This window comes from Paracoccus denitrificans (genome assembly GCF_900100045.1).
GTDB classification, from domain to species: Bacteria; Pseudomonadota; Alphaproteobacteria; order Rhodobacterales; family Rhodobacteraceae; genus Paracoccus; species Paracoccus denitrificans.
The window spans coordinates 56,996-77,757 of sequence record NZ_FNEA01000012.1; the positions used below are offsets into that span (position 1 = coordinate 56,996).

At 67.1% G+C, this 20,762-nt stretch carries 20 protein-coding genes; 5 read left to right on the forward strand and 15 right to left on the reverse strand.

All coding sequences use genetic code 11. The annotated features are described in order from the left end of the window. Positions 1-31: 31 nt before the first annotated feature. On the forward strand, positions 32-1,093 hold the full coding sequence (locus BLT64_RS12220; RefSeq protein ID WP_041530453.1) for a YeeE/YedE family protein: 1,062 nt from the start codon (positions 32-34) through the stop codon (positions 1,091-1,093). A gap of 3 nt (positions 1,094-1,096) precedes the next feature. Here BLT64_RS12220 and BLT64_RS12225 read toward each other — a convergent pair whose 3' ends face one another. The 13 genes from BLT64_RS12225 to BLT64_RS12285 all read right to left on the reverse strand — a co-directional run bounded on the left by BLT64_RS12225 (position 1,097) and on the right by BLT64_RS12285 (position 12,878). Then, positions 1,097-2,035, reverse strand: coding sequence for an MBL fold metallo-hydrolase (locus BLT64_RS12225; RefSeq protein WP_011750389.1), 939 nt, complete (start codon positions 2,033-2,035; stop codon positions 1,097-1,099). Then, positions 2,035-2,946 (reverse strand): MBL fold metallo-hydrolase, encoded by a 912-nt coding sequence (locus BLT64_RS12230; RefSeq protein WP_011750388.1) that lies wholly within the window; start codon positions 2,944-2,946, stop codon positions 2,035-2,037. The genes BLT64_RS12225 and BLT64_RS12230 overlap by 1 nt, the downstream gene beginning before the upstream one ends. Positions 2,947-2,963: 17 nt before the next feature. Next, positions 2,964-4,226 carry an NAD(P)/FAD-dependent oxidoreductase gene (locus tag BLT64_RS12235; RefSeq protein WP_011750387.1) on the reverse strand — a complete coding sequence of 421 codons (1,263 nt, stop codon included), beginning with the start codon at positions 4,224-4,226 and terminating at the stop codon, positions 2,964-2,966. A 55-nt stretch (positions 4,227-4,281) separates the two neighbouring features. Then, a complete protein-coding gene (locus BLT64_RS12240) occupies positions 4,282-4,992 on the reverse strand; it encodes a c-type cytochrome (protein ID WP_011750386.1) in 711 nt (236 codons plus the stop codon). Positions 4,993-4,995: 3 nt separating this feature from the next. Then, complete coding sequence (locus BLT64_RS12245; RefSeq protein ID WP_011750385.1) at positions 4,996-6,144, reverse strand: c-type cytochrome; 1,149 nt, start codon at positions 6,142-6,144, stop codon at positions 4,996-4,998. Further along, a complete protein-coding gene (gene soxC / locus BLT64_RS12250; RefSeq protein ID WP_011750384.1) occupies positions 6,128-7,420 on the reverse strand; it encodes a sulfite dehydrogenase in 1,293 nt (430 codons plus the stop codon). Before soxC ends, BLT64_RS12245 begins: the two co-directional genes overlap by 17 nt. A 22-nt stretch (positions 7,421-7,442) precedes the next feature. Beyond that, the gene (gene soxB, locus BLT64_RS12255; RefSeq protein ID WP_011750383.1) at positions 7,443-9,137 is read right to left on the reverse strand and encodes a thiosulfohydrolase SoxB; all 1,695 of its coding nucleotides are present in this window, start codon (positions 9,135-9,137) and stop codon (positions 7,443-7,445) included. 118 nt (positions 9,138-9,255) lie between these two features. Then, positions 9,256-10,128: a sulfur oxidation c-type cytochrome SoxA gene (soxA, locus tag BLT64_RS12260; RefSeq protein ID WP_011750382.1), complete on the reverse strand. Its 873-nt coding sequence runs from the start codon at positions 10,126-10,128 to the stop codon at positions 9,256-9,258. A 36-nt stretch (positions 10,129-10,164) separates the two neighbouring features. Then, the gene (soxZ, locus tag BLT64_RS12265) at positions 10,165-10,494 is read right to left on the reverse strand and encodes a thiosulfate oxidation carrier complex protein SoxZ (protein ID WP_011750381.1); all 330 of its coding nucleotides are present in this window, start codon (positions 10,492-10,494) and stop codon (positions 10,165-10,167) included. Positions 10,495-10,515: 21 nt separating this feature from the next. Next, positions 10,516-10,938 (reverse strand): thiosulfate oxidation carrier protein SoxY, encoded by a 423-nt coding sequence (soxY, locus tag BLT64_RS12270; protein WP_011750380.1) that lies wholly within the window; start codon positions 10,936-10,938, stop codon positions 10,516-10,518. Between the two features lie 39 nt (positions 10,939-10,977). Next, the gene (gene soxX, locus BLT64_RS12275) at positions 10,978-11,451 is read right to left on the reverse strand and encodes a sulfur oxidation c-type cytochrome SoxX (protein WP_011750379.1); all 474 of its coding nucleotides are present in this window, start codon (positions 11,449-11,451) and stop codon (positions 10,978-10,980) included. A gap of 115 nt (positions 11,452-11,566) precedes the next feature. Next, positions 11,567-12,127, reverse strand: coding sequence for a SoxW family protein (locus tag BLT64_RS12280; protein WP_011750378.1), 561 nt, complete (start codon positions 12,125-12,127; stop codon positions 11,567-11,569). Positions 12,128-12,140: 13 nt separating this feature from the next. After that, positions 12,141-12,878 carry a cytochrome c biogenesis CcdA family protein gene (locus BLT64_RS12285; protein WP_011750377.1) on the reverse strand — a complete coding sequence of 246 codons (738 nt, stop codon included), beginning with the start codon at positions 12,876-12,878 and terminating at the stop codon, positions 12,141-12,143. A gap of 110 nt (positions 12,879-12,988) precedes the next feature. Between BLT64_RS12285 and BLT64_RS12290 the strand changes: the two genes are divergently transcribed. The 3 genes from BLT64_RS12290 to BLT64_RS12300 all read left to right on the forward strand — a co-directional run bounded on the left by BLT64_RS12290 (position 12,989) and on the right by BLT64_RS12300 (position 14,902). Beyond that, positions 12,989-13,333, forward strand: coding sequence for a thioredoxin family protein (locus BLT64_RS12290; RefSeq protein ID WP_041530452.1), 345 nt, complete (start codon positions 12,989-12,991; stop codon positions 13,331-13,333). 107 nt (positions 13,334-13,440) lie between these two features. Then, positions 13,441-13,782, forward strand: coding sequence for an ArsR/SmtB family transcription factor (locus BLT64_RS12295; protein ID WP_011750375.1), 342 nt, complete (start codon positions 13,441-13,443; stop codon positions 13,780-13,782). A gap of 70 nt (positions 13,783-13,852) precedes the next feature. Then, positions 13,853-14,902 (forward strand): YeeE/YedE family protein, encoded by a 1,050-nt coding sequence (locus BLT64_RS12300; RefSeq protein ID WP_011750374.1) that lies wholly within the window; start codon positions 13,853-13,855, stop codon positions 14,900-14,902. A 376-nt stretch (positions 14,903-15,278) separates the two neighbouring features. Here BLT64_RS12300 and BLT64_RS12305 read toward each other — a convergent pair whose 3' ends face one another. Both BLT64_RS12305 and BLT64_RS12310 read right to left on the reverse strand, forming a co-directional pair. After that, positions 15,279-18,713: a pyruvate carboxylase gene (locus tag BLT64_RS12305; protein ID WP_011750373.1), complete on the reverse strand. Its 3,435-nt coding sequence runs from the start codon at positions 18,711-18,713 to the stop codon at positions 15,279-15,281. 95 nt (positions 18,714-18,808) lie between these two features. Then, positions 18,809-19,258 (reverse strand): nucleoside deaminase, encoded by a 450-nt coding sequence (locus BLT64_RS12310; RefSeq protein ID WP_011750372.1) that lies wholly within the window; start codon positions 19,256-19,258, stop codon positions 18,809-18,811. A 108-nt stretch (positions 19,259-19,366) separates the two neighbouring features. Here BLT64_RS12310 and BLT64_RS12315 point away from each other — a divergent pair, with 108 nt between their 5' ends. Next, the gene (locus BLT64_RS12315) at positions 19,367-20,740 is read left to right on the forward strand and encodes a pseudouridine synthase (RefSeq protein WP_011750371.1); all 1,374 of its coding nucleotides are present in this window, start codon (positions 19,367-19,369) and stop codon (positions 20,738-20,740) included. The last annotated feature ends 22 nt before the right edge of the window (positions 20,741-20,762 follow it).

The following is a 20,762-nucleotide window of genomic DNA, read 5'->3' on the forward strand; positions in this document are numbered from 1 at the left end:
CTGGGGTCATATGTCGAAAAGGACGGTTGTCATGGACCTTGCCCTTCTTCTCGAGCATTTCCCCGAGCCGTATCTGGCGGCGCTCTTCGGTCTTCTGGTCGGCGCCGTCTTCGGCTTTTCCGCCGAGCGTTCGTCCTTTTGCCTGCGGGCCGCGACGGTGGAGTTCGCCCGCGGCAGCCTGGGGCCCAGGGTCGCCGTGTGGCTGCTGACCTTTTCCACTGCGGTCATCTGGGTGCAGGGCGCGCGCCTGCTGGGGCTGTTTCGAGCCGAGGACGCCCGGATGATGGCCGTTACCGGCAGTTGGTCCGGTGCGGTGATTGGCGGGCTGATGTTCGGCGCGGGCATGGTGCTGGCGCGGGGCTGTTCGGGGCGGCTCTTGGTGCTGGCCGCCACCGGGAACCTGCGCTCGGTCGTGTCGGGGCTGATCTTCGCGGTGGTGGCGCAGATGGCGCTGCATGGCTGGCTGGCCCCCTTGCGGCAAGAGCTTGCGGGGCTGTGGACCACGGCGGGCGGCCGCAACGTCAGCCTGCTGACGGCGCTGCCCCTGCCCGAATCCGGTGCCATCCTGATCGGTTTCGGCTTTGCCGCGGCGGCGCTTTGGCTGGCACGGGCGAACCGGATCGGCGTGCGGGTGCTTGTCTTCGCCTCGGGTGCGGGATTTGCGGTGGCGCTTGGCTGGGTGCTGACCTTTTCCCTGTCGCAACAGGCTTTCGAGCCGGTCAGCGTGACATCGGCCACCTTCTCGGGGCCGTCTGCCAGCACGCTGATGTTCTTTCTGACGGAAAAGCCGGGGCTGGATTTCGACATCGGCCTGGTGCCGGGCGTCTTTGCGGGGGCCTTTCTGTCGGCGGCGCTGAAGCGGCGGCTGAAGTTCCAGGGCTTCGAGGGCGAGGGGCAGATGCGGCGCTCGATGCTGGGGGCGGCGCTGATGGGATTCGGCGCCATGCTGGCCGGGGGCTGCGCCATCGGCGCCGGTGTTTCGGGCGGCTCGATCTTCGTGGCGACGGCCTGGCTTGCGCTGTTGTGCATGTGGATCGGGGCCGCGATCACCGACCTGCTGGTCGATCAGGCCGGGAAACGTGCCCCGGCCTGAACCCTATTCGAACTCCATCTCGGCAAAGACCACGCCGGCGTTCTTGGTCGCCAGTTCCTCGAACGTGTCGAGATGCGACCAGCGCGACTGGTCGACGTAATAGGCGCCGGCCAGATCGCCGCCCTCCTCGATATGTGCGCCGATCTTTTCGCGCAGGTCGGCCAAATAGTCGCGGGTATGGTGCGTGACCTGCGCCAGATTCGTCGGATGGCCGTGGCCGGGAATGACATGGGCCGGGGCGAGCGGCGCGAATTTCGTCTCCCAGGTCTCGATCCAGCAAGAGGTGCAGGTGCCCTCGAAGATCGGCGGCATGCGCTCGTGAAAGGCGATGTCGCCGGCGATCATCATCGACCATTCCGGAATCCAGACCTGGGTATCGCCGGGCGAATGCGCGGGGCCCAGGTGCAGCACCTCGATGGCGACGCCGCCCATGGCGATGTCCTTGCGGTCGGTGAAGGTCTCGGTCGGAGGGGCGATCACCGTGCCCTCGGCCCGTTCCCGGGCATAGTTTCGAAGGCTGGCCAGGTCCTGCGGTGCACCGTCCGCGAATTCGGCGGCGGCTTCCTCATGCGCCAGGATCGGCACGCCCTGCGCCGCCCAATAGCCGTTGCCCAGCATGGCATGGCCCTGGCCGTTCTCGTTGATGACCAGTTTCACCGGCTGGTCGGTGACGGCGCGGATCTCGGCATGCAGCGCCTCGGCCAACTGCCACGAGGCGCCCGCATTCACCACGATCACGCCGTCGCCGGTCACGATGAAGGTCAGGTTGTTGTTGTGCCCGGCATTGTCATAGGTCGGCGGCGCCGTGGCGCCGATGGCCGAGAAGACATGCGGGATCACCTCGACCGGCTTCGAATACAGCACCGATTGCGGATATTGGTCGGGAATGTCCTCGGATGCCAGGGCGGGCAGGGCGATCAGGCAAAGGATCAGCCGGCGCATCAGATGTCCCCCGCGAAGCGATAGCCGGTTTCGGTTCTTTCCACCCGTCCCAGCCCGCCCTGCGGCAGGTGGTAGCCGATGAAGGGCATGGCCCCGTCCGCCAGCCGCTCCAGCAGCGCGACGCGGGTGGCGGCGGCCAGCGCGGGATCCTGGTCCGAGGGCGCGGGCCAGTCGGGGCGGTCGAAGGCGACGTGGTGGTTGCCGATCGCGTCGCCCACGACCATCAGCGTGCCCTCGGGCGTGGCGATCTCATAGGCCAGGTGGCCGGGGGTATGGCCGGGCGTCAGCCGCGCGGTGATGCCGGGCAGGGCTTCTTCGCCGTCGGCCAGCTTGCGGATGCTGTCCGCGACGACCTCCAGCCGCCGCGAGGCGCCGATGGCGAAGCTGGCGCGGTCCTCGCCGATGCTTTCGACCGTGGCCGGGTCCATCCAATAGTTGAACTCGGCCTGGCCGATCATGTATTCGGCATCGGCGAAGACCGGCTCGTCGAATTCGTCCAGCAGGCCCCAGAGGTGATCGGGATGGCCGTGGGTGATCAGCACATGCGTCACATCCCCGGGCGTCAGGTCCAGCGCCTCCAGCGCCTCGGCCAGCTTGCCGGCAGTGGGCATGAAATCCGGCCCCGCGCCCAGGTCGAACAGCACGGTGTTCGTGCCGTCGCGCAGCAGCGTCAGGTTGCAGGGCGGCGTCAGCCCGTCCGCCGCCAGCCCGTGCCGGTCGAGCAGGGCCGCGATCTCGGCCTCGGGCAGGCCGGCGAAGGTAAAGTCCAGCGGCAGTTCCAGATGCCCGTCCGACAGGCTGTCGACGCGCACCGTTCCCATGGTCAGGGTGCTGGCGGCCCAGACCCGCCTGCCGGGCAGGACCAGGGCGGCGGCGGAAGCGGCAAGGAAATGGCGGCGGTTCAGGTGCATGGGGTTCTCCTTTCGGTTCAGCCGAAGATGTCGGCGGTGATGCCCGCATACCAGCCGAGGCTTTCCTCATAGGTGCGCCGGCGCAGCGCGGCATCCTCGCCCGTGTCGCTGATGAAGCTCTCGACGCTGGCGATCCTGTCGTCATTGGGCTCATAGGAGGCGCCCAGCTTGACGCCGTCCTCGGGCGCGAGCAGCGACCAGCAGGTGTTGGAGTATTTGGCCGGAAAGAGGCGCGAGCCGGTCAGTTCGGCCCGGATCGCCATTGCCGCCACCTTGGCCTGGCTGTTGGCCGAGAAGGCGGATTTCGGCATGTCGCCCTGGGCGCTGGAATCGCCCAGGACCCAGGCATTCCCGTCGATGCGGGACTTCATGCTGTCGGGATGGACCGGGGCCCAGCCGGATTCGTCGGTCAGCCCGGCGATGGCGGCGATGCGGCCGGCGGTCTGGGCTGGGATCACGTTGCAGCAATCCACCTTTTGCGCCACGCCCTCGACGACCACTTCCATGCTGTCGGGCCGCACGGCGACATCGGCGCCGCCGAACTCGGGATTGATCCATTCGATCATGCCGTCGTAATATTTGCCCCACCCCTCCTCGAACAGCGCCTGCTTGGAGAATTTCTCCTTGGCGTCCAGGATGATGATCTTGGCCGTCGGGTTGGTCTGCTTCAGCAGATGCGCCACCATGCTGGCCCGTTCATAGGGGCCGGGCGGGCAGCGATAGGGGTTGGGGGGCGCGACCATGGCGAAGGTGCCGCCCTGCGGCATCGCCTGGATCATGCGCTTCAGCAACTCGGTCTGCGGCCCGGCCTTGTAGGCATGGGGCATGATCTCGGCCGCGTCGAGCGACCAGCCCGGAACCGAATCCTCGACGAAATCGATGCCGGGCGACAGCACCAGCCGGTCATAGGCCAGCACCTGCCCGCCCGCCAGCGTGACCGTCCGCGCCTCGCGGTCCACCGCCGTCGCCCGGTCGTTGACGACGGTCACGCCGCCCGCGGCCATCTTGTCATAGCCGTGCCGGAGGCTGTCGAAATCGCGCAGCCCGCCGATATGAAGGTTCGAGAAGAAGCAGGTCGTATAGACCGGATCGGCCTCGACCAGCGTCACGTCCAGCGCGCCCTGGGAATCCTTGGCCAGATAGCGCGCCGCCGTGCCGCCGCCGGCGCCGCCGCCGATGACGACGACCTTGGGCTTGCCCTGTCCCAGAACGGCGGGCGCATAAAGCAGGCCGGTCGCGGCCGCGCTGCCGGCGATCAGTTCTCGTCTGGTCAGGATCATGGTCTCGTTCCTTTCCTGTTTGCGGCTGCGGGGCCTTTGCCCCGGCCGCCTTCGGTCATTCGAGCGTGGCGAAATAGGCCGCGAGCGCCGCGATTTCCTCTTCGCTCAGGCGCCCGGCCATCATCTGCATCACCGGATGCGGCCGCAGCTTTTGCCGATAGGCATGCATGGCCACCACGAAATCCTGCTCCGGCCAGCCCGCGATCGAGGGGATGCCCTGATCCGATCCGTCGCGCTGGTGGCAGGTCGTGCATTCCGCGGACAGGTATTCGCCGAACCCGGGATCGCCCTGCAAGGCCAGTATCCACCCGGGCAGGACCGGTGCGCTGGCGCGGGCGGTGGGCTCGGCTTCCGGGATGTCCTGCGGCCGGTCGGAATAGGCGCGCAGATAGGCCATCAGATCGCCCCTTGCCTGCGCATCGGCCAGCCCGCGATAGGCCATGCGCGTGCCCGAAACCAGCGCCTTCGGGTTCTCGATATAGGCGTCCAGCGTCGGCAGGGTCCATCTCAGGCCGTCATTGCCCATGCGCAGCATCGCCCTGGAATAGTTGAAGCCGGCAAGGCTGCCCGCGCGGCGGCCGAAGATGCCGTTCAGCCTTGGGCCGGTGGCATCCGTCGCCCCCGGTCCGATGCGGTGGCAGGCGGAGCATTCCTCCGCGAACAGTTCGGCCCCGCGCAGCGGATCGCCGATCTCGCTGGCCGCGACCGGAAAGGCGCCGGACGCGACCGCAATGGACAGCGCAGCAGGGATGGCGCACCGTCTCATCCGCTATTCGTCGAACGTGGCGAGATAGGCGATGACGGCGGCGCGCTCGTCCTCTTTCTTCAGCCCGGCAAAGGACATCTTGGTCCCTTTCATGAAGCCCTTGGGGTTTTCCAGAAAGGCGTGCAGCGCGGCATCGTCCCAGACCAGCCCGTCCGAGGCCATGGCGAGCAGGGGCTTGGAATACTTGAAGCCCTCGATCTCGCCCGCCGGGCGGCCGACGATGCCGTTCAGCAGCGGGCCGGTGCCGTTCTTCGCGCCCTCGCCGAGTTTGTGGCAGGCGGTGCATTTCTTGAAGACCTTTTCGCCCGCCGCGACCAGCGCGGGATCGGTGGCGGTGTCTGCCGTGGCAGGGGCCGGGGCTTCCGGCGCGACGGCGGCGGTCTTGACCACGCTCTCGCGCGCGGCGGCCGGTGCCTCGGCCGGCGCGGCTTCGGCCTTCTTTTCGACCGGCTCGGCAGGTTCGGCCGGTGCGGCGCCTGCGCCGATGTCGGGCATGGTGCCGGCCGGGCGCCCGTCGGCATCCTCGGGCGTCACGTTCAGGTCGACCGCGCGCTTGGCGATCTCGACCGCGGCGGCGCAATCCGTCATGCAGGGCTCTTTCGAGAACAGCGGATATTCCGTCTCGGGCCGGTCGTCGGGATAGAAGCCCTCGGCATTGGGCAGCACGACCTGGGTGAAGTTCTCATGCGTCAGGACGAAATCGTCCTCCACCAGCCCGTTGGAGTAAAGCAGGAAGGCGGTGATCGCATAGGTATCATCGACCGACAGGGTCTGCGCCGAGCCGAAGGGCATCGAGCGGTGGACATAGTCATAGACCGTCGAAAGATGCGGCCAGTAGCTGCCGATGGTCTTGACCGGGCGCGGGTCGGTCAGGCTGCCGTCGCCGCCCGCCAGCACGGGCCAGCTGTCCAGCCCCTCGGCGAAATCGCCGTGGCACGAGGCGCAGTTGTCGGCGAAAAGCTCGTCCCCGGTCATGACGTCGCCCGAGCCGGGGCGCAGCCCCTGGCCATCGGGCAGGACCGCCACGTCCCAGGCGCTGATTTCCTCGGGCAGGGCCTCGCGGCCCAGTCCCAGCCTGTCGGCCATGGCCGGGCCGGCAAGCGCCGATGCCGCCAGCAGCGAGGCGAAGAACAGCTTATGCGACCTCGACATTCTCGACCTCCCCGTCGGCCTTGACCCACCAGGTCTGGATGGCGTTGTTGTGATAGACGTTGTTGCGGCCGCGGATGGCACGCAGCGCGTCCTTGGTCGGCTGGACATAGCCGGTCTCGTCCACGGCGCGCGATTGCAGCAGCATCTCGGAGCCGTCCCAGTCGATGTCGAGGTGGAAGCGGGTCAGCGCCTTGGGCCTGGCATCGCCGGTGATGCGCGCCGTGGTCCAGTTCCTGCCGCCGTCCAGCGAGACATCGACGCGGTTGACGCGGCCGTTGCCGCTCCAGGCTAGGCCCGAGATCACCAAGGGCCCCTTGCCGTGGCGGATCGGCACCTGCGGGCTGGGCGAGGTGATGACCGATTTCGCATCCATCACCCAGGTCCATTTCCGCGCCCGTCCGTCCGGCATCAGGTCGGTGTATTTCGAGGTTTCCTCGCGGCTTTCCACCGCCTGGTCATAGACGCCCAGCCGCCGGACCCATTTCACCCACATGTTGCCTTCCCAGCCGGGCACGACCAGGCGGGCGGGATAGCCATGTTCCTTGCGCAGCGCCTCGCCATTGGCGAAGAAGGCCAGCATCACGTCGTCCATCGCCTTTTCCATCGGCAGCGAGCGGCCGTTGGACGAGGCGTCGGCACCCTCGACGTAAAGCCATTTCCCCTCGGGCTTCACCCCGGCCTCGGCCAGCAGCACGGAAAGCGGCACGCCGACATATTCCATGTTGTGGATCATGCCCTGGGTATACTGGCAGCCCTCCAGCTGCGCACCGCCCCATTCCATGCCGCCATTGGCGGCGCATTCGCAAAAGGCGGTGGTGGTGGCGCGGGGGAAACGCAGCAGATCCTCGAAGGTAAAGACCAGCGGCTTTTCCACCAGCCCGTTGATCATCAGCCGGTAGTCCTGCTTGGACAGTTCGATGGCGCCGGAATGGTGGCGCTCGAAGGCGCAGCCCTGCGGGGTGATGGTGCCTTCCAGCGCATGGATGGGCGTGAAGTTGATCGAGGATACCGGGCTTTCCGTCAGCCATTCGACATATTGCCGCTTCACATGCGATTCGAAATGGATCGGCAGGCCGTAGGGGTGGGCATCGACCGCCTCGCCGAACTCCGTGGCCCAGGGCTGGACCTCGGTGATCAGCGGGTCGGGGGTCTCGGCGGCTCGGGCGATGCCGGCCCCGGTGACAAGGCCGGCCCCGGCCGCCGCGCCCGCGCGCAGGAAGGCACGGCGCGAGGTGCCCGCGGCATCCTTGCCGTTCCCGGTGGGTTCGTCTTTCATGGGCGAACGCTCCTTCGTGATGTCAGACCCCGGTCACGGTGACCGAGGTGTTGGGTTGCAGCCGGACGGTGCCGATCTTGCGGATATGCGTCTCGATCACGTCCCAGATTTGCGGGCCTTCGGTGCCTTCGTTGACCGAGGCCCAGCCGGCGACCGTGTAGGATTTCGCGGCTTCGATGGCCTCGCCGGTATCGGCCAGCGCCATGGCGCCGATCCGTTCGCCCATGGGCTTTGAGATGTCGATCGCATAGGCCAGCCCGCCCACGCGCACCATGTCGCCGCCCTGCTGGTAATAGGGATCGGTGTTGAAGATGTTGTCGGCGACATCCTCCAGGATGGTCTTGAGCATCTCGCCGGTCATCTCGGTGCGGTAGACCGCGCCATAGGTCATCGAGGTGACGTTGTGGATGTCCTCGCGGGTGATCGCATCGCCGGGCAAGAGCGTGGTGCCCCAGCGCACGCCCGGCGACAGCGCGATCTGCGCATCGCGTTCGGAACGCACCGCGTCGCAGATCAGGTCGTCCCACGAGCCGTTGAAGTTGCCGCGCCGGTAGAGCAGGCTTTCGGTGGTGCCGATCCTTTCCTCGAGCTGCGCCTTGAAGGGCGCGCGCTCGGCGTCGATCAGCGCGGCCATCTCGGCATCCGGCGCGATCACGTCCGAAAAGATCGGGATCAGCTTGTGGCGAAAGCCCATCATCTTGCCGTCGCGCAGGTCCAGATCGACGCGGCTGACGAACTTGCCGTTCGAGCCGGTGGCGATCAGGATCGTCTCGCCGATCAGGATCGGCTCGGGCACGGCGTCATGGGTATGGCCCGACAGGATCACGTCGATGCCCTTGACGCGGCCGGCCATCTTCTTGTCCACGTCGAAGCCGTTATGCGACAGTAGCACGACCAGATCGACGCCTTCGCCGCGCAACTCGTCCACGACCTGCTGCATGCGTTCCTCGCGGATGCCGAAGCTGTATTCGGGAAACATCCATTTCGGATTGGCGATTGGCATGTAGGGGAAGGCCTGGCCGATCACGCCGATGCGCCGTCCGCCGCGCTCGAAGACCTTGTAGGGCTCGAAGGCCGGCTCGTCCCATTCCGCGTCGAAGATGTTCGCGCCGAGAAAGGGGAACTTCAGTTGCGTCTCGACGATCTCCTTGACCCGTTCGGTGCCATAGGTCCATTCCCAGTGGCTGGTCATGGCGTCGACGCCAAGCGCGTTCATCACGTTGACCATGTCCTGCCCCTTGGTCAGGAACGAGGTCATCGAGCCGTGCCAGGTGTCGCCGCCATCCAGCAGGATCGAGTCGGGCCGGGCGGCCCGGATCGCCTTGACCACGGTGGCGACGCGGTCCATGCCGCCCATCCGGCCATAGCCGCGGGCCAGCGCCTCGAAATCCGGGTAGCTCAGCGCATAGGCGTCGGCCGAGCCCGGCGCGATGCCGAACATCTGCTGGAACGCGGCGCCGGTGACATGCGGCACCTGGCCCTTGGCATCGCCCACGCCGATATTGATCTCGGGCTCGCGGAAGTAGATCGGCTTCAGCTGGGCGTGGATGTCGGTGACATGGATCAGCGTCACATTGCCGAAATCGTCGAATTGCAGCAGCTGGTCCTGGGTCAGCGCCTGCTGCGCGGCCACCCGCGACCAGGTTCCGAAGCCCGAGGCCCCGACCAGTGCCGAGGCGGCCATGGCGGCCTGGAAGAACTCGCGTCGGGTAATCATTCCTCGGTTACTCCTCATGCGTTTCGGGCAAGACTTCCCCGCCGCGCCAAGGCGCGTCGGACATGCCCTTTTCGAAGGTTGGGGTCGGGCCGCCGGACGCGCCGGCGGCCGCAGGGCTTCAGTGCCGGACCGAGACGCCCTCGACCGACAGGCCGTTGCCGCGCGAGGCGACGTAAAGCTCCAGCGCCTTGAACTCGTCCGAGCCGGCCTTGAAGGTTTCCGCGCGCGTGTCGCGCACGCAGCCGACGAAACGCTGCTGCGCCGTCACCATGCCGGCATCCTTCAGGCGGTAGGTGGGAAAGCCGTTGACCTGGCCCTGGCTCAGATGGTCGGCGCGGATCATGTTGCCGTAATTGTCCTCGTGGCAGTTCGCGCAGGACATTTCCAGCTGGCCATAGCGGGTATAGTAGATCTCCCGGCCCTGCTCCCAGAAATGGGCGGCGGGGCCGTCGATCGCGACATTGACCGCCATGCCGCGCGACTGGAGCGAGATCAGCGACAGCATGTCCTTCATGTCCTCCGAGGTGGTGCCCCATTTCTCCAGGCCCATGCGCTCGGTCACGCAGGCGTTGACGTAATCCTCGAGGATCATCAGCTTGCCGGAGGTCTCGTCGACCCGCGGCAGGGCCGCGCGCAGCCCGGCCATGGTCTCGGGTCCCTGATGGCAACTGGCGCAGCTTTCGCCGTTGCTGCCCATGGCCGCGTTCCAGGCGTCCAACCCGCGGTCGACGAAGACCATGGCGGGGTTGTCGAAATCGTCCCGTTCCATATCCCGCGTGGTGTCGTCGCGAAACAGCCAGCCCGAATAGATCTCGTCGAACGTGTCGGCCAGAAAGGCGGGCGGGGTCGTCCTGGTCGCGATCTCGACCGGGCCGTCATCGGTTTCGATGACCAGCTCGTCCTCGGCCGGCTCCGCGAAGGCCGCGCCCGCAAGGGCGAGGCCAAGGGCCGTGGCGGCCAAGGTGCCTTTTGTCTTGGTAAAGCGCGGCATGGCGTCTCCTCCCTGGATCTGGACCTGTTGCGGCGCCTACGAGACTTCGATCGGCTTCACGTCTTCGTAGACGGAGCCGTCGTCGTCATACCATGTGAACTTGAACTCGCCCGCCGCATCGACCTTGGCGTCGAATTCGAAATAGGGATTGGTCGAGACCGCCGGGTCGATCGCCACGTCCACCACGTTCACCCCGTTCAGGTCGCAGGTGAAGCGGTTGATGATCGAGCGCGGGATCAGCTTGCCCTCGGCATCCTTGCGCTGGCCCGATTCCATCTTGTGCGAGATCAGCGCCTTGATGGTCACGGTTTCGCCGGCCTTGGCCGATTTCGGAACCTTCACGCGGGGCTTTGCATCATCTGCCATCGTAATCTCCTGTTGCTGGATTCAGCCGCCGCAGCCGCCGATGGTGACCTTGACCGTGGTCTGCGCCCTGACGACCGAGCCGTCGCCCATCTTGGCCAGCGCGATCACGTCCTGGGTCTGGGCCAGGCGGATCCGGGTGGCGGCGCGCTGTTCGGCGGCGGCGGGGCCGAAGGTGAAGGTGGCGACCGCGGGTTCGGGGTTGCCCGAGGCCAGCAGCATGACCGCCACGGCGCCCGGCGCGTTGACCTCGACCGGCACGGTGTTGCCGTTCTCGGCGATCTCGGGGGCGGTCAGGGTCAGCCCGCCTTCGCCCACCGCCGCGCCGCCGGTGAAGGTCGCGGTCAACTCGTCAACGGTGGCGGCCAGCGCGGCCTTGCCCGGCAGGACGGCGGCGGCAAGGCCGCCAAAGCCGATCCAGAGCGCCTCGCGTCTTGAAAGGATCATCGTTTTCTCCTTGGTTTTCGGGGCCTGTCGGGACAGGCGTCACTCTTTCAGCGTCACCAGGAAGGCGACGACATCCTCGATCTGCTGGGCATTGAGGATGGGGGCCAGCGGCTCGGTCCCGGCCTTGCCGGTAAAGCCGTCGCCGGGCCGGACAAAGCCCTCTCCCTTGTAGAAGGCCGGCATGAACGTCCCTTCGAAGGTCATCTTCGCGTTGGCGACGATGCCGCGCAGCTGGGCCTCGGTCCAGCGATCCGCCGCGCCGTCCAGCGGCGGTGCGATGGTGCCGGGAAACTCGACATCCGGCAGCGCCCCGATCTGGTGGCAAGCCACGCAATTGCCCAGCGCGTTGGTGGTCATGACCCGGACCCCTTCCTCGGGATTGCCCGGAACGCCGGTCAGGGAAGCCTCGACCGCGCCCTCGGCATAGTCCACGTCCTTCGGTGCCGTTTCACAGATGGCAGGCGTGGCGATGGCCATCGCCACCACCGCCGCATGCCATAGATGGCTGCTCATGCTGTCCTCCCTGTGCTCTCCCTGACCCGATGATAACGAAAGGCCGGATGGTCTGACAACATAAATATAGTAATTTATGAATATTTATATGTATGCGAGGCGCGTGAGGGTGGGCTTAGTTCTTGCGCTCCAGTTCGCGCGCAAGAAACTTTTGAAAATGCTCGCCATTTTCATAGCCATGCGCCCGAACCCAGGTCAGCAGGGCGCTGGTGGTGCCCTTGCCGAACGCGCCCGGCATCAGGGCGACGGCCGCTTCGGAGGCGGTCTGTCCCTCGGGAACGTCCTCGGGCAGGAAGATCATCGTCGGCGTGAACATGACGCCCCAGCGCACCGCCATGTCCTTTTCCGAAAGCGCGGTGCCGTCGAAATCCGTGACCTCGACATCGCCGAACAGGTTCATCTGGACGACGAAATAGCCGTCGCGGATCAGCGCGTCGATCTCGGGGTCGGGAAAGACCTTCTCGTGCATCTCGGCGCAATAGATGCAGCCGCGCTGCTCGACCAGGATCAGCAGGCGCTTCTGCTCTGCATTGGCCTCGGCCAGATCCTCGCGCAGGTCCTTGAAGGTCTCGCGCAGCCAGGTGGGCTTGTGCAGGCCGTCATCGCCGGTTTCGACCGCGGCTGCGGGTGTCGCGGCCAGCAACAGGCAGGCGGCCAGGGCACGGATCGGTTTCATGGTCGGGCTCCTCTCAGGTAAGCGTGGCTGTCCAGTCGAAGTGGCGAATCATCCAGTCGGCGATGACATTCACGGAATTGGTGGCGATCAGGATGCCGAACAGGATCAGCATGACCCCCATCGCCTTTTCCACATGTCCCATCAGCGCGCGGTGGCGCGCGACCCAGCCCAGGAACGGTCCTGCGAAAAAGGCCGCCAGCACGAAGGGCAGGGTCATCGCAAGCCCGTAGACCACCAGCAGCAGCCCGCCGCGCCACAGATCTCCCATGCCCGAGGCCACCATCAGGATCGCCGCCAGCGCCGGTCCCACGCAGGGCGTCCAGCCGAAGCCGAAGGCCAGCCCCATCACATAGGCGCCGGCCAGGGTCGAGGGCCTGGCCCCGGTCTGCACCCGCGCCTCGCGATAAAGTAGGCCGATCCGCAGCACGCCCAGGAAATGCAGGCCGAACAGGATCAGCACCCCGGCAGCCGCCCAAGACAGGGTTTCCTTCCATTGCGCGAAGGCCTTGCCAAGCGCCGTGGCGCCCAGCCCCAGCAGCAGGAAGATCGTGGTCACGCCAAGCGCAAAGGCCCAGGCCCGCAGCACCATCCGCCCGCGCGCGCCCGGCGCCACCGTGCCGCCGTCGCGCAATTCGCGCACCGACACCCCGGCCATGTAGGACAGATAGAACGGCACCATCGGCAGGATGCAGGGCGACAGAAACGAAAGCAGCCCCGCAAGCGCGGCTCCGCCATAGGTGACATCCAGCATCGGCCTCTCCCCCGCAGCCTGCCATCCTGCCGGTGCTTGCCCGGTGGCCGGCATTATATTAGAATATTCCTATGTTCAAATTCTGGCGTCAATCCCGTCGACGATCGCCCTTGGCGCTGCTGGCATTTCTTGCCGCGGCATGGCCTGCGACGGCGGCCGAATTGCGGCTCGTGATGTTCGAGCAGCCCGGCTGCGTCTATTGCGACCGCTGGAACACCGAGATCGCGCCGCAATATCCGCTGACCGACGAAGGCAAGGCCGCGCCGGTGCGGCGCCTGCAACTGCGCGAACCCTTGCCGCCCGGACTGGAACTGGCGCGGCCGGTGACCTTTACCCCGACCTTCGTGCTGACGGCCGACGATGTCGAGGCCGGCCGGCTGGAAGGTTATCCGGGCGAGGATTTCTTCTGGCCCCTGCTAGCCGGACTGATCGCCGTGGCGGAGCCGGCACCGTGACCTCCCCGCCCATCGGTGCCGCGATAAATTGGCCCAATCCTTCGGTTTCGGTTGCCGTGCGCCGGCTTACCCTGCATTTAGGGATCGAAAGGAATGGGGATGAGCCTTTGGGCGGAATCGAGAACATCCGGCACGAACCGGAACAGGAAACCGATTTCGACGCGCTGATCGCGGCTGCGAACGAAGCCTCGACCTTTCTGAAGGCCCTTGGCCATGATGGCCGCCTGATGATCCTGTGCTATCTGATGAGCGGTCCGAAAAGCGTGACCGAACTCGAGAACCTGCTGTCCTCGCGCCAGGCCGTCGTCAGTCAGCAACTGGCGCGGCTGCGCCACGAAGGGCTGGTCAGCGCGCGGCGCGACGGGCAGACGATCTTTTACTCGATCCTCGATCCCAAGGTCGTTGACTTGCTGACCGTTCTGAAAAAGCTGTTCGGCACGGATTGCTGACCCGGCGCGGGGGGCGGGATGACGCAAGGAGGCCGCGAAAGGGTTCTTTCGCGGGAATGGGAGAGACGCGATGGATGAGCTGCCCTATGGAGTGCTTGCGGCCCTGGTCGGGCTGGCGGGCGGGATCGTGCTGGGTCTTTCGGCTCGGCTGGGCGACTTCTGCACGCTCGGCGCGCTGGAATCGGCGGTCTATGGCAAGGATTCCCGCCGCCTGCGGTTATGGGGCGTGGTGCTTGGCGTGGCGATCCTGACGACGCAGGCGCTGGCCCTGACCGGCTGGATCGAGCTGGAGAACAGCTTCTACCACACCATCCACTGGAACCCGCTGGCCTCGATCATCGGCGGGCTGGTGTTCGGATATGGCATGGCCATGGCCGGCAATTGCGGCTTCGGCGCATTGGTGCGTTTCGGCAGCGGCGACCTGCGCTCGCTGGTGGTGGTGGTGGTGATGGCCATCGTCGGCTTCATCGTGCTGTCCGGCCCGCTGGCACCGCTGCGCGTCCTGCTGTTCCTGCAGCCCGAGGCCAACGGTCCGCAGGGTATCGTCCACGACCTGGGCCTTATGGGCCTGCCGGCGCCGGTCACGGTGGCGCTGATCGGCGTCTCGGCCCTGGCCTGGGGGTTGGGCCATGCCCCGTTGCGCGCAAGGCCGCAGATGATCGCCTGGGGTGCGGCCGCCGGGCTGGCCGTCAGCTGGAGCTTCTTCGGCACCAGCTGGCTTTACGACCACAGCCTTGGCGCGGTGCAGATCGAGGGTCCGTCCTTTACCGCCCCGGTGGGTCGCACGCTGATCTTCCTGATGACCTCGACCGCAGGCGGGATCACCTTCTCCGTGGGCTCCGTCGTGGGCGTGATGGCCGGTGCGCTGATCGGCTCGATGATCCGGGGTCTGTTCAAATGGGAGGCCTGCGAGGATCCGCGCGAACTGGGCCGCCAGATCGGCGGCGCCGCCCTGATGGGGGCCGGTGGTGTGGTGGCCATGGGCTGCTCGGTCGGACAGGGGGTTTCGGCCTTCGCGGCCCTGGCCTGGTCCGGGCCCGTCACCCTCATCGCCATCGTGGCCGGCGCCGCATTCGGACTGCGCCGTCTGATCGGCGGTTTTCAGGGCGCCGTGGACTGAAATTTCGTCCCGGCGCTTCGCGGGTAGAAGGGGGCGAAGATGCCCGCAAGCCGGATATCGCCCCTGCGAAGATCGGCCATTCGCCAGGGGCTGCCGTCAGCGGATTGGCCGTTGTCAGAGCGGTTTCCCGGGATACCAGCGTAGCAGGCCGGTATTTCCTGCATGACGGGTCTGCCGCCGCCTTTGCAGCCCTGCTGTGCGGGGAGCACCTGCCCGTCACTGTCGTCAGGAAAGACCAGTATTGCGGCGGACGCTCTGGCCGTTATTCGCAGCATTCTGCAAGCCTGCCGCGCCATTCCGTGGATGGTGCCGTAGCGGCATGATCCGGCGACGATTTTCCCGGTCGGCCCGGGGCGCTTTCGCGCCCCGGCTCGTCTCACTCCATCTCGACCATGAGATCCTTCGCGTCGATCTGCTCTCCCGGCCTGACGTGCAGCGCCTTGATGACGCCGGCTCTGTCGGCATGGATGCCGGTTTCCATCTTCATCGCCTCGATGGTCAGCAGCAGGTCGCCGGGATTGACCTTCTGCCCCTGGGTGACGGCGACCGAGGCGACGACGCCGGGCATGGGCGCGCCCAGGTGGCCCTCGTTCGCCGGGTCGGCCTTGGGACGGGCGGCGGTCTGCGACTTGACCAGACGGTTCGGCACCCGGATCACCCGGGGCTGGCCGTTCAGCTCGAAGAACACCTTGACCTCGCCCTTCTCGTCGGTCTCGCCCACGGTCTGCAGCCGGATCTCCAGCGTCTTGCCGGGGTCGATCTCGGCCTCGATCTCCTCGCCCGGCTCCATGCCGTAGAAGAAGGTCCGCGTCGGCAGCGTCCGCACCGGGCCGTATTGCCGGTGCCGGCCCATGTAGTCGAGGAAGACCTTGGGATACATCAGGTAGCCGTTCAGGTCCTCGTCGTCGACCGCCTTGCCTTCCAGCTGGCGGATCAGCTCGGCGCGGGTGGCCTCGATATCCACCGGCGGCATGGCCGCGCCGGGGCGGGCGGTCAGGGCTGGCTCGCCCTTCAAGACCTTCTTCTGCAACGCCGCCGGCCAGCCCCCGGGCGGCTGGCCCAGGTTGCCGCGCATCATGTCGACGACGCTGTCGGGGAAGGAGACCTCGACCGCCGGGTCCTCGACCTGCGCCCGCGTCAGCCCCTGCGCCACCATCATCAGCGCCATGTCGCCCACCACCTTGGAACTGGGCGTGACCTTGACGATGTCGCCGAACATCCGGTTCACCTCGGCATAGGCCTGGGCGACCTCGTGCCAGCGATCCTCAAGGCCGAGCGAGCGCGCCTGGGCCTTGAGATTGGTGAACTGGCCGCCGGGCATCTCGTGCAGCCAGACCTCCGAGGCCGGGGCCTGCAAGCCGCTCTCGAAGGCGGCATAGTGCTCGCGCACCGCCTCCCAGTAGTTCGAGATCCGGCGGATCGCCTCGATATCCAGGCCGGTGTCGCGATCGGTGTGGCGCAGCGCCTCGACCACCGAGCCCAGGCAGGGCTGCGAGGTATTGCCGGAAAAGGCGTCCATGGCGCAGTCCACCGCATCCACCCCGGCCTCGGCCGCGGCCAGGATCGAGGCGCCGGCAATGCCGCCGGTGTCATGGGTGTGGAAATGCACCGGCAGGCCGATCTCTTCCTTCAGCGCGCGGACCAGAATGCCGGCCGAGGCGGGTTTCAGCAGCCCCGCCATGTCCTTCAGCCCCAGCACATGCGCGCCGGCGTCGCGCAACTCGCGCGCCATCTTCAGGTAATATTGCAGGTCGTATTTCGCGCGCGCGGGATCGAGCAGGTCGCCGGTATAGCAGATGGTGCCCTCGCAGATCTTGCCGGCCTCGATCACCGCATCCATGGCGACGCGCATGTTCGGGGTCCAGTTCAGGCTGTCGAAGACCCGGAACACGTCCACGCCGGTCCTGGCCGCCTGGCGGACGAATTCCTGCACCACATTGTCGGGATAGTTGGTGTAGCCGACGCCGTTGCTGGCCCGCAGCAGCATCTGCGTCATCAGGTTGGGCATGCGGGCGCGGATGTCGCGCAGCCGCTGCCAGGGGCATTCCTGCAGGAAGCGATAGGCGACATCGAAAGTCGCGCCGCCCCAGCATTCGACCGAGAAGAGGCCGGGCAGGTTCGCGGCATAGGCCGGCGCCACCCGGATCATGTCGATCGAGCGCATCCGCGTGGCGAGCAAGCTCTGGTGGCCGTCGCGCATCGAGGTGTCGGTGATCAGCAGGCGCTTCTGGTCCAGCATCCAGTCGGCGACGGCTTTCGCCCCCCGTTCCTCCAGGAGCTGCCGCGTGCCGGGGGCGGGCTCGGCCTTGGCCGCAGGCGGCACGGGAATGCGCGCCTCGGCCGGCGGCAGCGGCCGGCCGGCGGTCTCGGGATGGCCGTTCACGGTGATGTCGGCGATGTAGACCAGCAGTTTCGTCGCCCGGTCGCGGCGCTTGCGGAACGCGAACAGGTCCGGCGTGGTATCGATGAACTTAGTCGTATAGCTGTCGTCGAGGAAGGTCGGGTGTTTCAGCAGGTTGATGACGAATTCGATATTCGTCGCCACGCCGCGCACCCGGAACTCGCGCAAGGCCCGGTCCATCCGCGCGATGGCCTTCTCGGGCGTCTGGGCATGCGCCGTGACCTTGACCAGCAGGCTGTCGTAATAGCGGGTGATGACGCCGCCGGAATAGGCGGTGCCGCCGTCCAGCCGGATGCCGTTGCCGGTGGCCGAGCGATAGGCGGTGATGCGGCCGTAATCGGGGATGAAGTTGTTCAGCGGATCCTCGGTCGTGACCCGGCATTGCAGGGCGTGGCCGTTCAGATGCACCCCGGCCTGGGAGGCGACGCCGGTGGCCTGGGCCAGCGTCGCGCCCTCGGCGATCAGGATCTGGCTTTGCACGATGTCGATGCCGGTGACCTCCTCGGTCACGGTATGCTCGACCTGAACGCGCGGGTTCACCTCGATGAAGTAGAAGGCCTGGCTGTCCATATCCATCAGGAATTCGACGGTGCCGGCGTTGCGGTAGCCGACGGCGCGGCCGATCCTCAGCGCCAGCTCGCAGACCTCGGCGCGCTGTTCGGGGGTCAGGTAGGGCGCCGGGGCGCGTTCCACGACCTTCTGGTTGCGGCGCTGCACGGTGCAGTCGCGCTCGTAGAGGTGATAGAGCCCGCCATGCCCATCACCCAAGAGCTGCACCTCGACGTGCCGGGCGCGCAGGATCATCTTTTCCAGATAGCCCTCGCCGTTGCCGAAGGCGGCCTCGGCCTCGCGCCGTCCCTCGCGCACCTTCTCGGGCAGCTCCTCGGGGCCCATGATCGGGCGCATGCCGCGCCCGCCGCCGCCCCAGCTGGCCTTCAGCATCAGCGGATAGCCGATCTCGGCCGCCTCACGCTTGATCGCCTCCATGTCCTCGCCCAGCACCTCGGTGGCCGGGATCACCGGCACGCCGGCCTGGATCGCCACGCGCCGGGCGCTGGCCTTGTCGCCAAGCGCCCGCATGGTGTCGGCGCTCGGCCCGATGAAGGCGATGCCCGCTGCGGTGCAGGCATCGACGAAATCGGGGTTTTCGGACAGAAGCCCATAGCCGGGATGGATCGCATCGGCGCCGGATTCCTTCGCCACCCGGATGATCTCGGGGATGGACAGATAGGCCGCGACCGGCCCCAGGCCGCCGCCGATGCGGTAGGCCTCGTCCGCCTTGAAGCGGTGCAGGCTCAGCTTGTCTTCCTCGGCATAGACCGCGACCGTCTTCTTCCCAAGCTCGTTCGCAGCCCGCATCACGCGGATCGCAATCTCGCCACGGTTCGCAATAAGAATCTTACGGAACATCAGTCCCCCCATGTTCGCCCGGCGGGCATCCTAACTATGCTGCGGTGCAGCGCAAGCACCCTTCGCGACGGTTTCGCGACGCGGGTTTTCTCATCTCAGCGGCGTTCACGAAAGAATTCTTGCAGCAGCCGGCGCGATTCTTCTGCCGAAATGCCGTCGATGATCTCTGGCCGGTGATGGCATTGCGGATGGTCGAAGACCCGCGCGCCATGGCGCACGCCGCCCATGCGCGGGTCCTCGGCGCCGTAATAGAGCATCTCGATCCGTGCGGCCGAGATGGCAGCGGCACACATCGGGCAGGGCTCCAGCGTCACCCACAGTCGCGCGCCCGGCAGCCGTTCCGAGCCGAGATGCGCGCAGGCCGCACGGATCGCCAGGATTTCGGCATGGGCGGTGGGGTCGCGCATCTCGCGCGTGCGATTGCCGGCGCGGGCCAGCACGGCGCCGTCGGCACCCACCAGGACGGCGCCGACCGGCACCTCGCCGCGCCGGGCGGCGGCACGGGCCTCATCGAGCGCGGTGGGCATGTGCGAGGCAAAATCCATGCGCGCTTTTCGCGCGGGCTTGCCTTGCGCGCAAGAACTGCTTTCCATCTTCCTGCGTTGGGCGTAGAGAGCCCGCTTTGCCACCGCAGAGATGCGCAGGAGATCGCCATGACCGAAGACAGCCCCGAAACCGCCCCCAATCCGCAGGCAGACCGCATCGCCAAGGTGATGGCCCGTGCCGGCGTCGCCTCGCGCCGCGAGGCCGAGCGCATGATCCTGGAGGGCCGGGTGACGGTGAACGGCAAGAAGATCGACAGCCCGGCGCTGGACGTCACGCCCGCCGACAGGATCCGCGTCGACGGCAAGCCGCTGGAGGAACCGCAAGAGACGCGGTTGTGGCTATATTACAAACCCTTGGGCCTGGTGACCTCGAATTCGGATGAAAAGGGACGGCAGACCGTCTTTGACGCGCTGCCGCGCGACCTGCCGCGGGTGATGACCGTGGGCCGGCTGGACCTGAACTCCGAGGGGCTGCTGCTTCTGACCAATGACGGCGAGTTGAAGCGCCGGCTGGAGCTGCCGACCACCGGCTGGCTGCGCCGCTATCGCGTGCGGGTGAACGGCCAGCCCAACGACCTGACATTCGCGCCGCTGCGCCGCGGCGTCACCATCGACGGCGAGGAATTCGCGCCGATGGAGATCAACCTCGACAGCCAGCAGGGCGCCAATGCCTGGCTGACCGTCGGCATCCGCGAGGGCAGGAACCGCGAGATCCGCCGCGCCATGGCCCATGTCGGGCTGATCGTGAACCGGCTGATCCGCATCGGCTATGGCCCGTTCAAGCTGACCGGCCTCGAGGAGAACGAGGTGCGCGAGGTCAAGCGCAAGGTGCTGCGCGACCAGTTGGGCGGGCTCCTGACCGGCGAGACCGAGGAAAAGCCGCGCAGTTTCCGCGAGCGCGGCGCGGCCAAGCCGGCCGAGGGCGATGCCCGTCCGCGCAAGCCGCGCGACGAGGGCGGCCGCAAGCCCTTTGCGCGCCGCGAGGATGGGGACCGCAAGCCGTTTGCGCGGCGTGAAGAGGGTGATCGCAAGCCGTTTGCACGCCGCGAGGATGGCGAACGCAAGCCCTTCGGCAAGCGCCCGGATGGGGGGCGAAAACCCTTTGCGAAACGCGAGGATGGCGAGCGCAAACCCTTTGCCCGGCGCGAGGATCGCGATGGCAAGCCTGCTGTCCGCGACGGTGCGCGCAAGCCCTTCGGCAAGGGGCCGCGGGACGAATCGCGCCGCGATGGCGACCGTCCCGAGCGCGCCGGCAAGCCGGGCTTCAAAGCCAGGGCGACCGAAGGCGAGCGCGGCTTCAAGCCCCGCACCGAAGGCGGCTTCAAGCCGCGCGGCGAAGGCAAGCCGGCCCGCGATTTCAAGCCCGGCAGGGCCACGGGCAAGCCGGGCGGCAAACCCGGTCCGAAACCGGGCTTCGCAAAAACGAATCGCGCCCCCGGAAAGGGAGCGCGACCAGAGGGAAAAGGGCCGCGGCGCGGCTAGATCGCGCCGCCCTTGCCGGGGC

Coding starts and splice junctions, on each gene's coding strand:
- BLT64_RS12220 (WP_041530453.1), top strand. CDS start 32: ATGGACCTTGCCCTTCTTCTCGAGCATTTCCCCGAGCCGTATCTGGCG.
- BLT64_RS12225 (WP_011750389.1), bottom strand. CDS start 2,035: ATGCGCCGGCTGATCCTTTGCCTGATCGCCCTGCCCGCCCTGGCATCC.
- soxZ (WP_011750381.1), bottom strand. CDS start 10,494: ATGGCAGATGATGCAAAGCCCCGCGTGAAGGTTCCGAAATCGGCCAAG.
- soxC (WP_011750384.1), bottom strand. CDS start 7,420: ATGAAAGACGAACCCACCGGGAACGGCAAGGATGCCGCGGGCACCTCG.
- BLT64_RS12230 (WP_011750388.1), bottom strand. CDS start 2,946: ATGCACCTGAACCGCCGCCATTTCCTTGCCGCTTCCGCCGCCGCCCTG.
- BLT64_RS12280 (WP_011750378.1), bottom strand. CDS start 12,127: ATGAAACCGATCCGTGCCCTGGCCGCCTGCCTGTTGCTGGCCGCGACA.
- BLT64_RS12300 (WP_011750374.1), top strand. CDS start 13,853: ATGGATGAGCTGCCCTATGGAGTGCTTGCGGCCCTGGTCGGGCTGGCG.
- soxX (WP_011750379.1), bottom strand. CDS start 11,451: ATGAGCAGCCATCTATGGCATGCGGCGGTGGTGGCGATGGCCATCGCC.
- soxY (WP_011750380.1), bottom strand. CDS start 10,938: ATGATCCTTTCAAGACGCGAGGCGCTCTGGATCGGCTTTGGCGGCCTT.
- BLT64_RS12245 (WP_011750385.1), bottom strand. CDS start 6,144: ATGTCGAGGTCGCATAAGCTGTTCTTCGCCTCGCTGCTGGCGGCATCG.
- BLT64_RS12240 (WP_011750386.1), bottom strand. CDS start 4,992: ATGAGACGGTGCGCCATCCCTGCTGCGCTGTCCATTGCGGTCGCGTCC.
- BLT64_RS12235 (WP_011750387.1), bottom strand. CDS start 4,226: ATGATCCTGACCAGACGAGAACTGATCGCCGGCAGCGCGGCCGCGACC.
- BLT64_RS12285 (WP_011750377.1), bottom strand. CDS start 12,878: ATGCTGGATGTCACCTATGGCGGAGCCGCGCTTGCGGGGCTGCTTTCG.
- BLT64_RS12310 (WP_011750372.1), bottom strand. CDS start 19,258: ATGGATTTTGCCTCGCACATGCCCACCGCGCTCGATGAGGCCCGTGCC.
- soxB (WP_011750383.1), bottom strand. CDS start 9,137: ATGATTACCCGACGCGAGTTCTTCCAGGCCGCCATGGCCGCCTCGGCA.
- soxA (WP_011750382.1), bottom strand. CDS start 10,128: ATGCCGCGCTTTACCAAGACAAAAGGCACCTTGGCCGCCACGGCCCTT.
- BLT64_RS12305 (WP_011750373.1), bottom strand. CDS start 18,713: ATGTTCCGTAAGATTCTTATTGCGAACCGTGGCGAGATTGCGATCCGC.
- BLT64_RS12315 (WP_011750371.1), top strand. CDS start 19,367: ATGACCGAAGACAGCCCCGAAACCGCCCCCAATCCGCAGGCAGACCGC.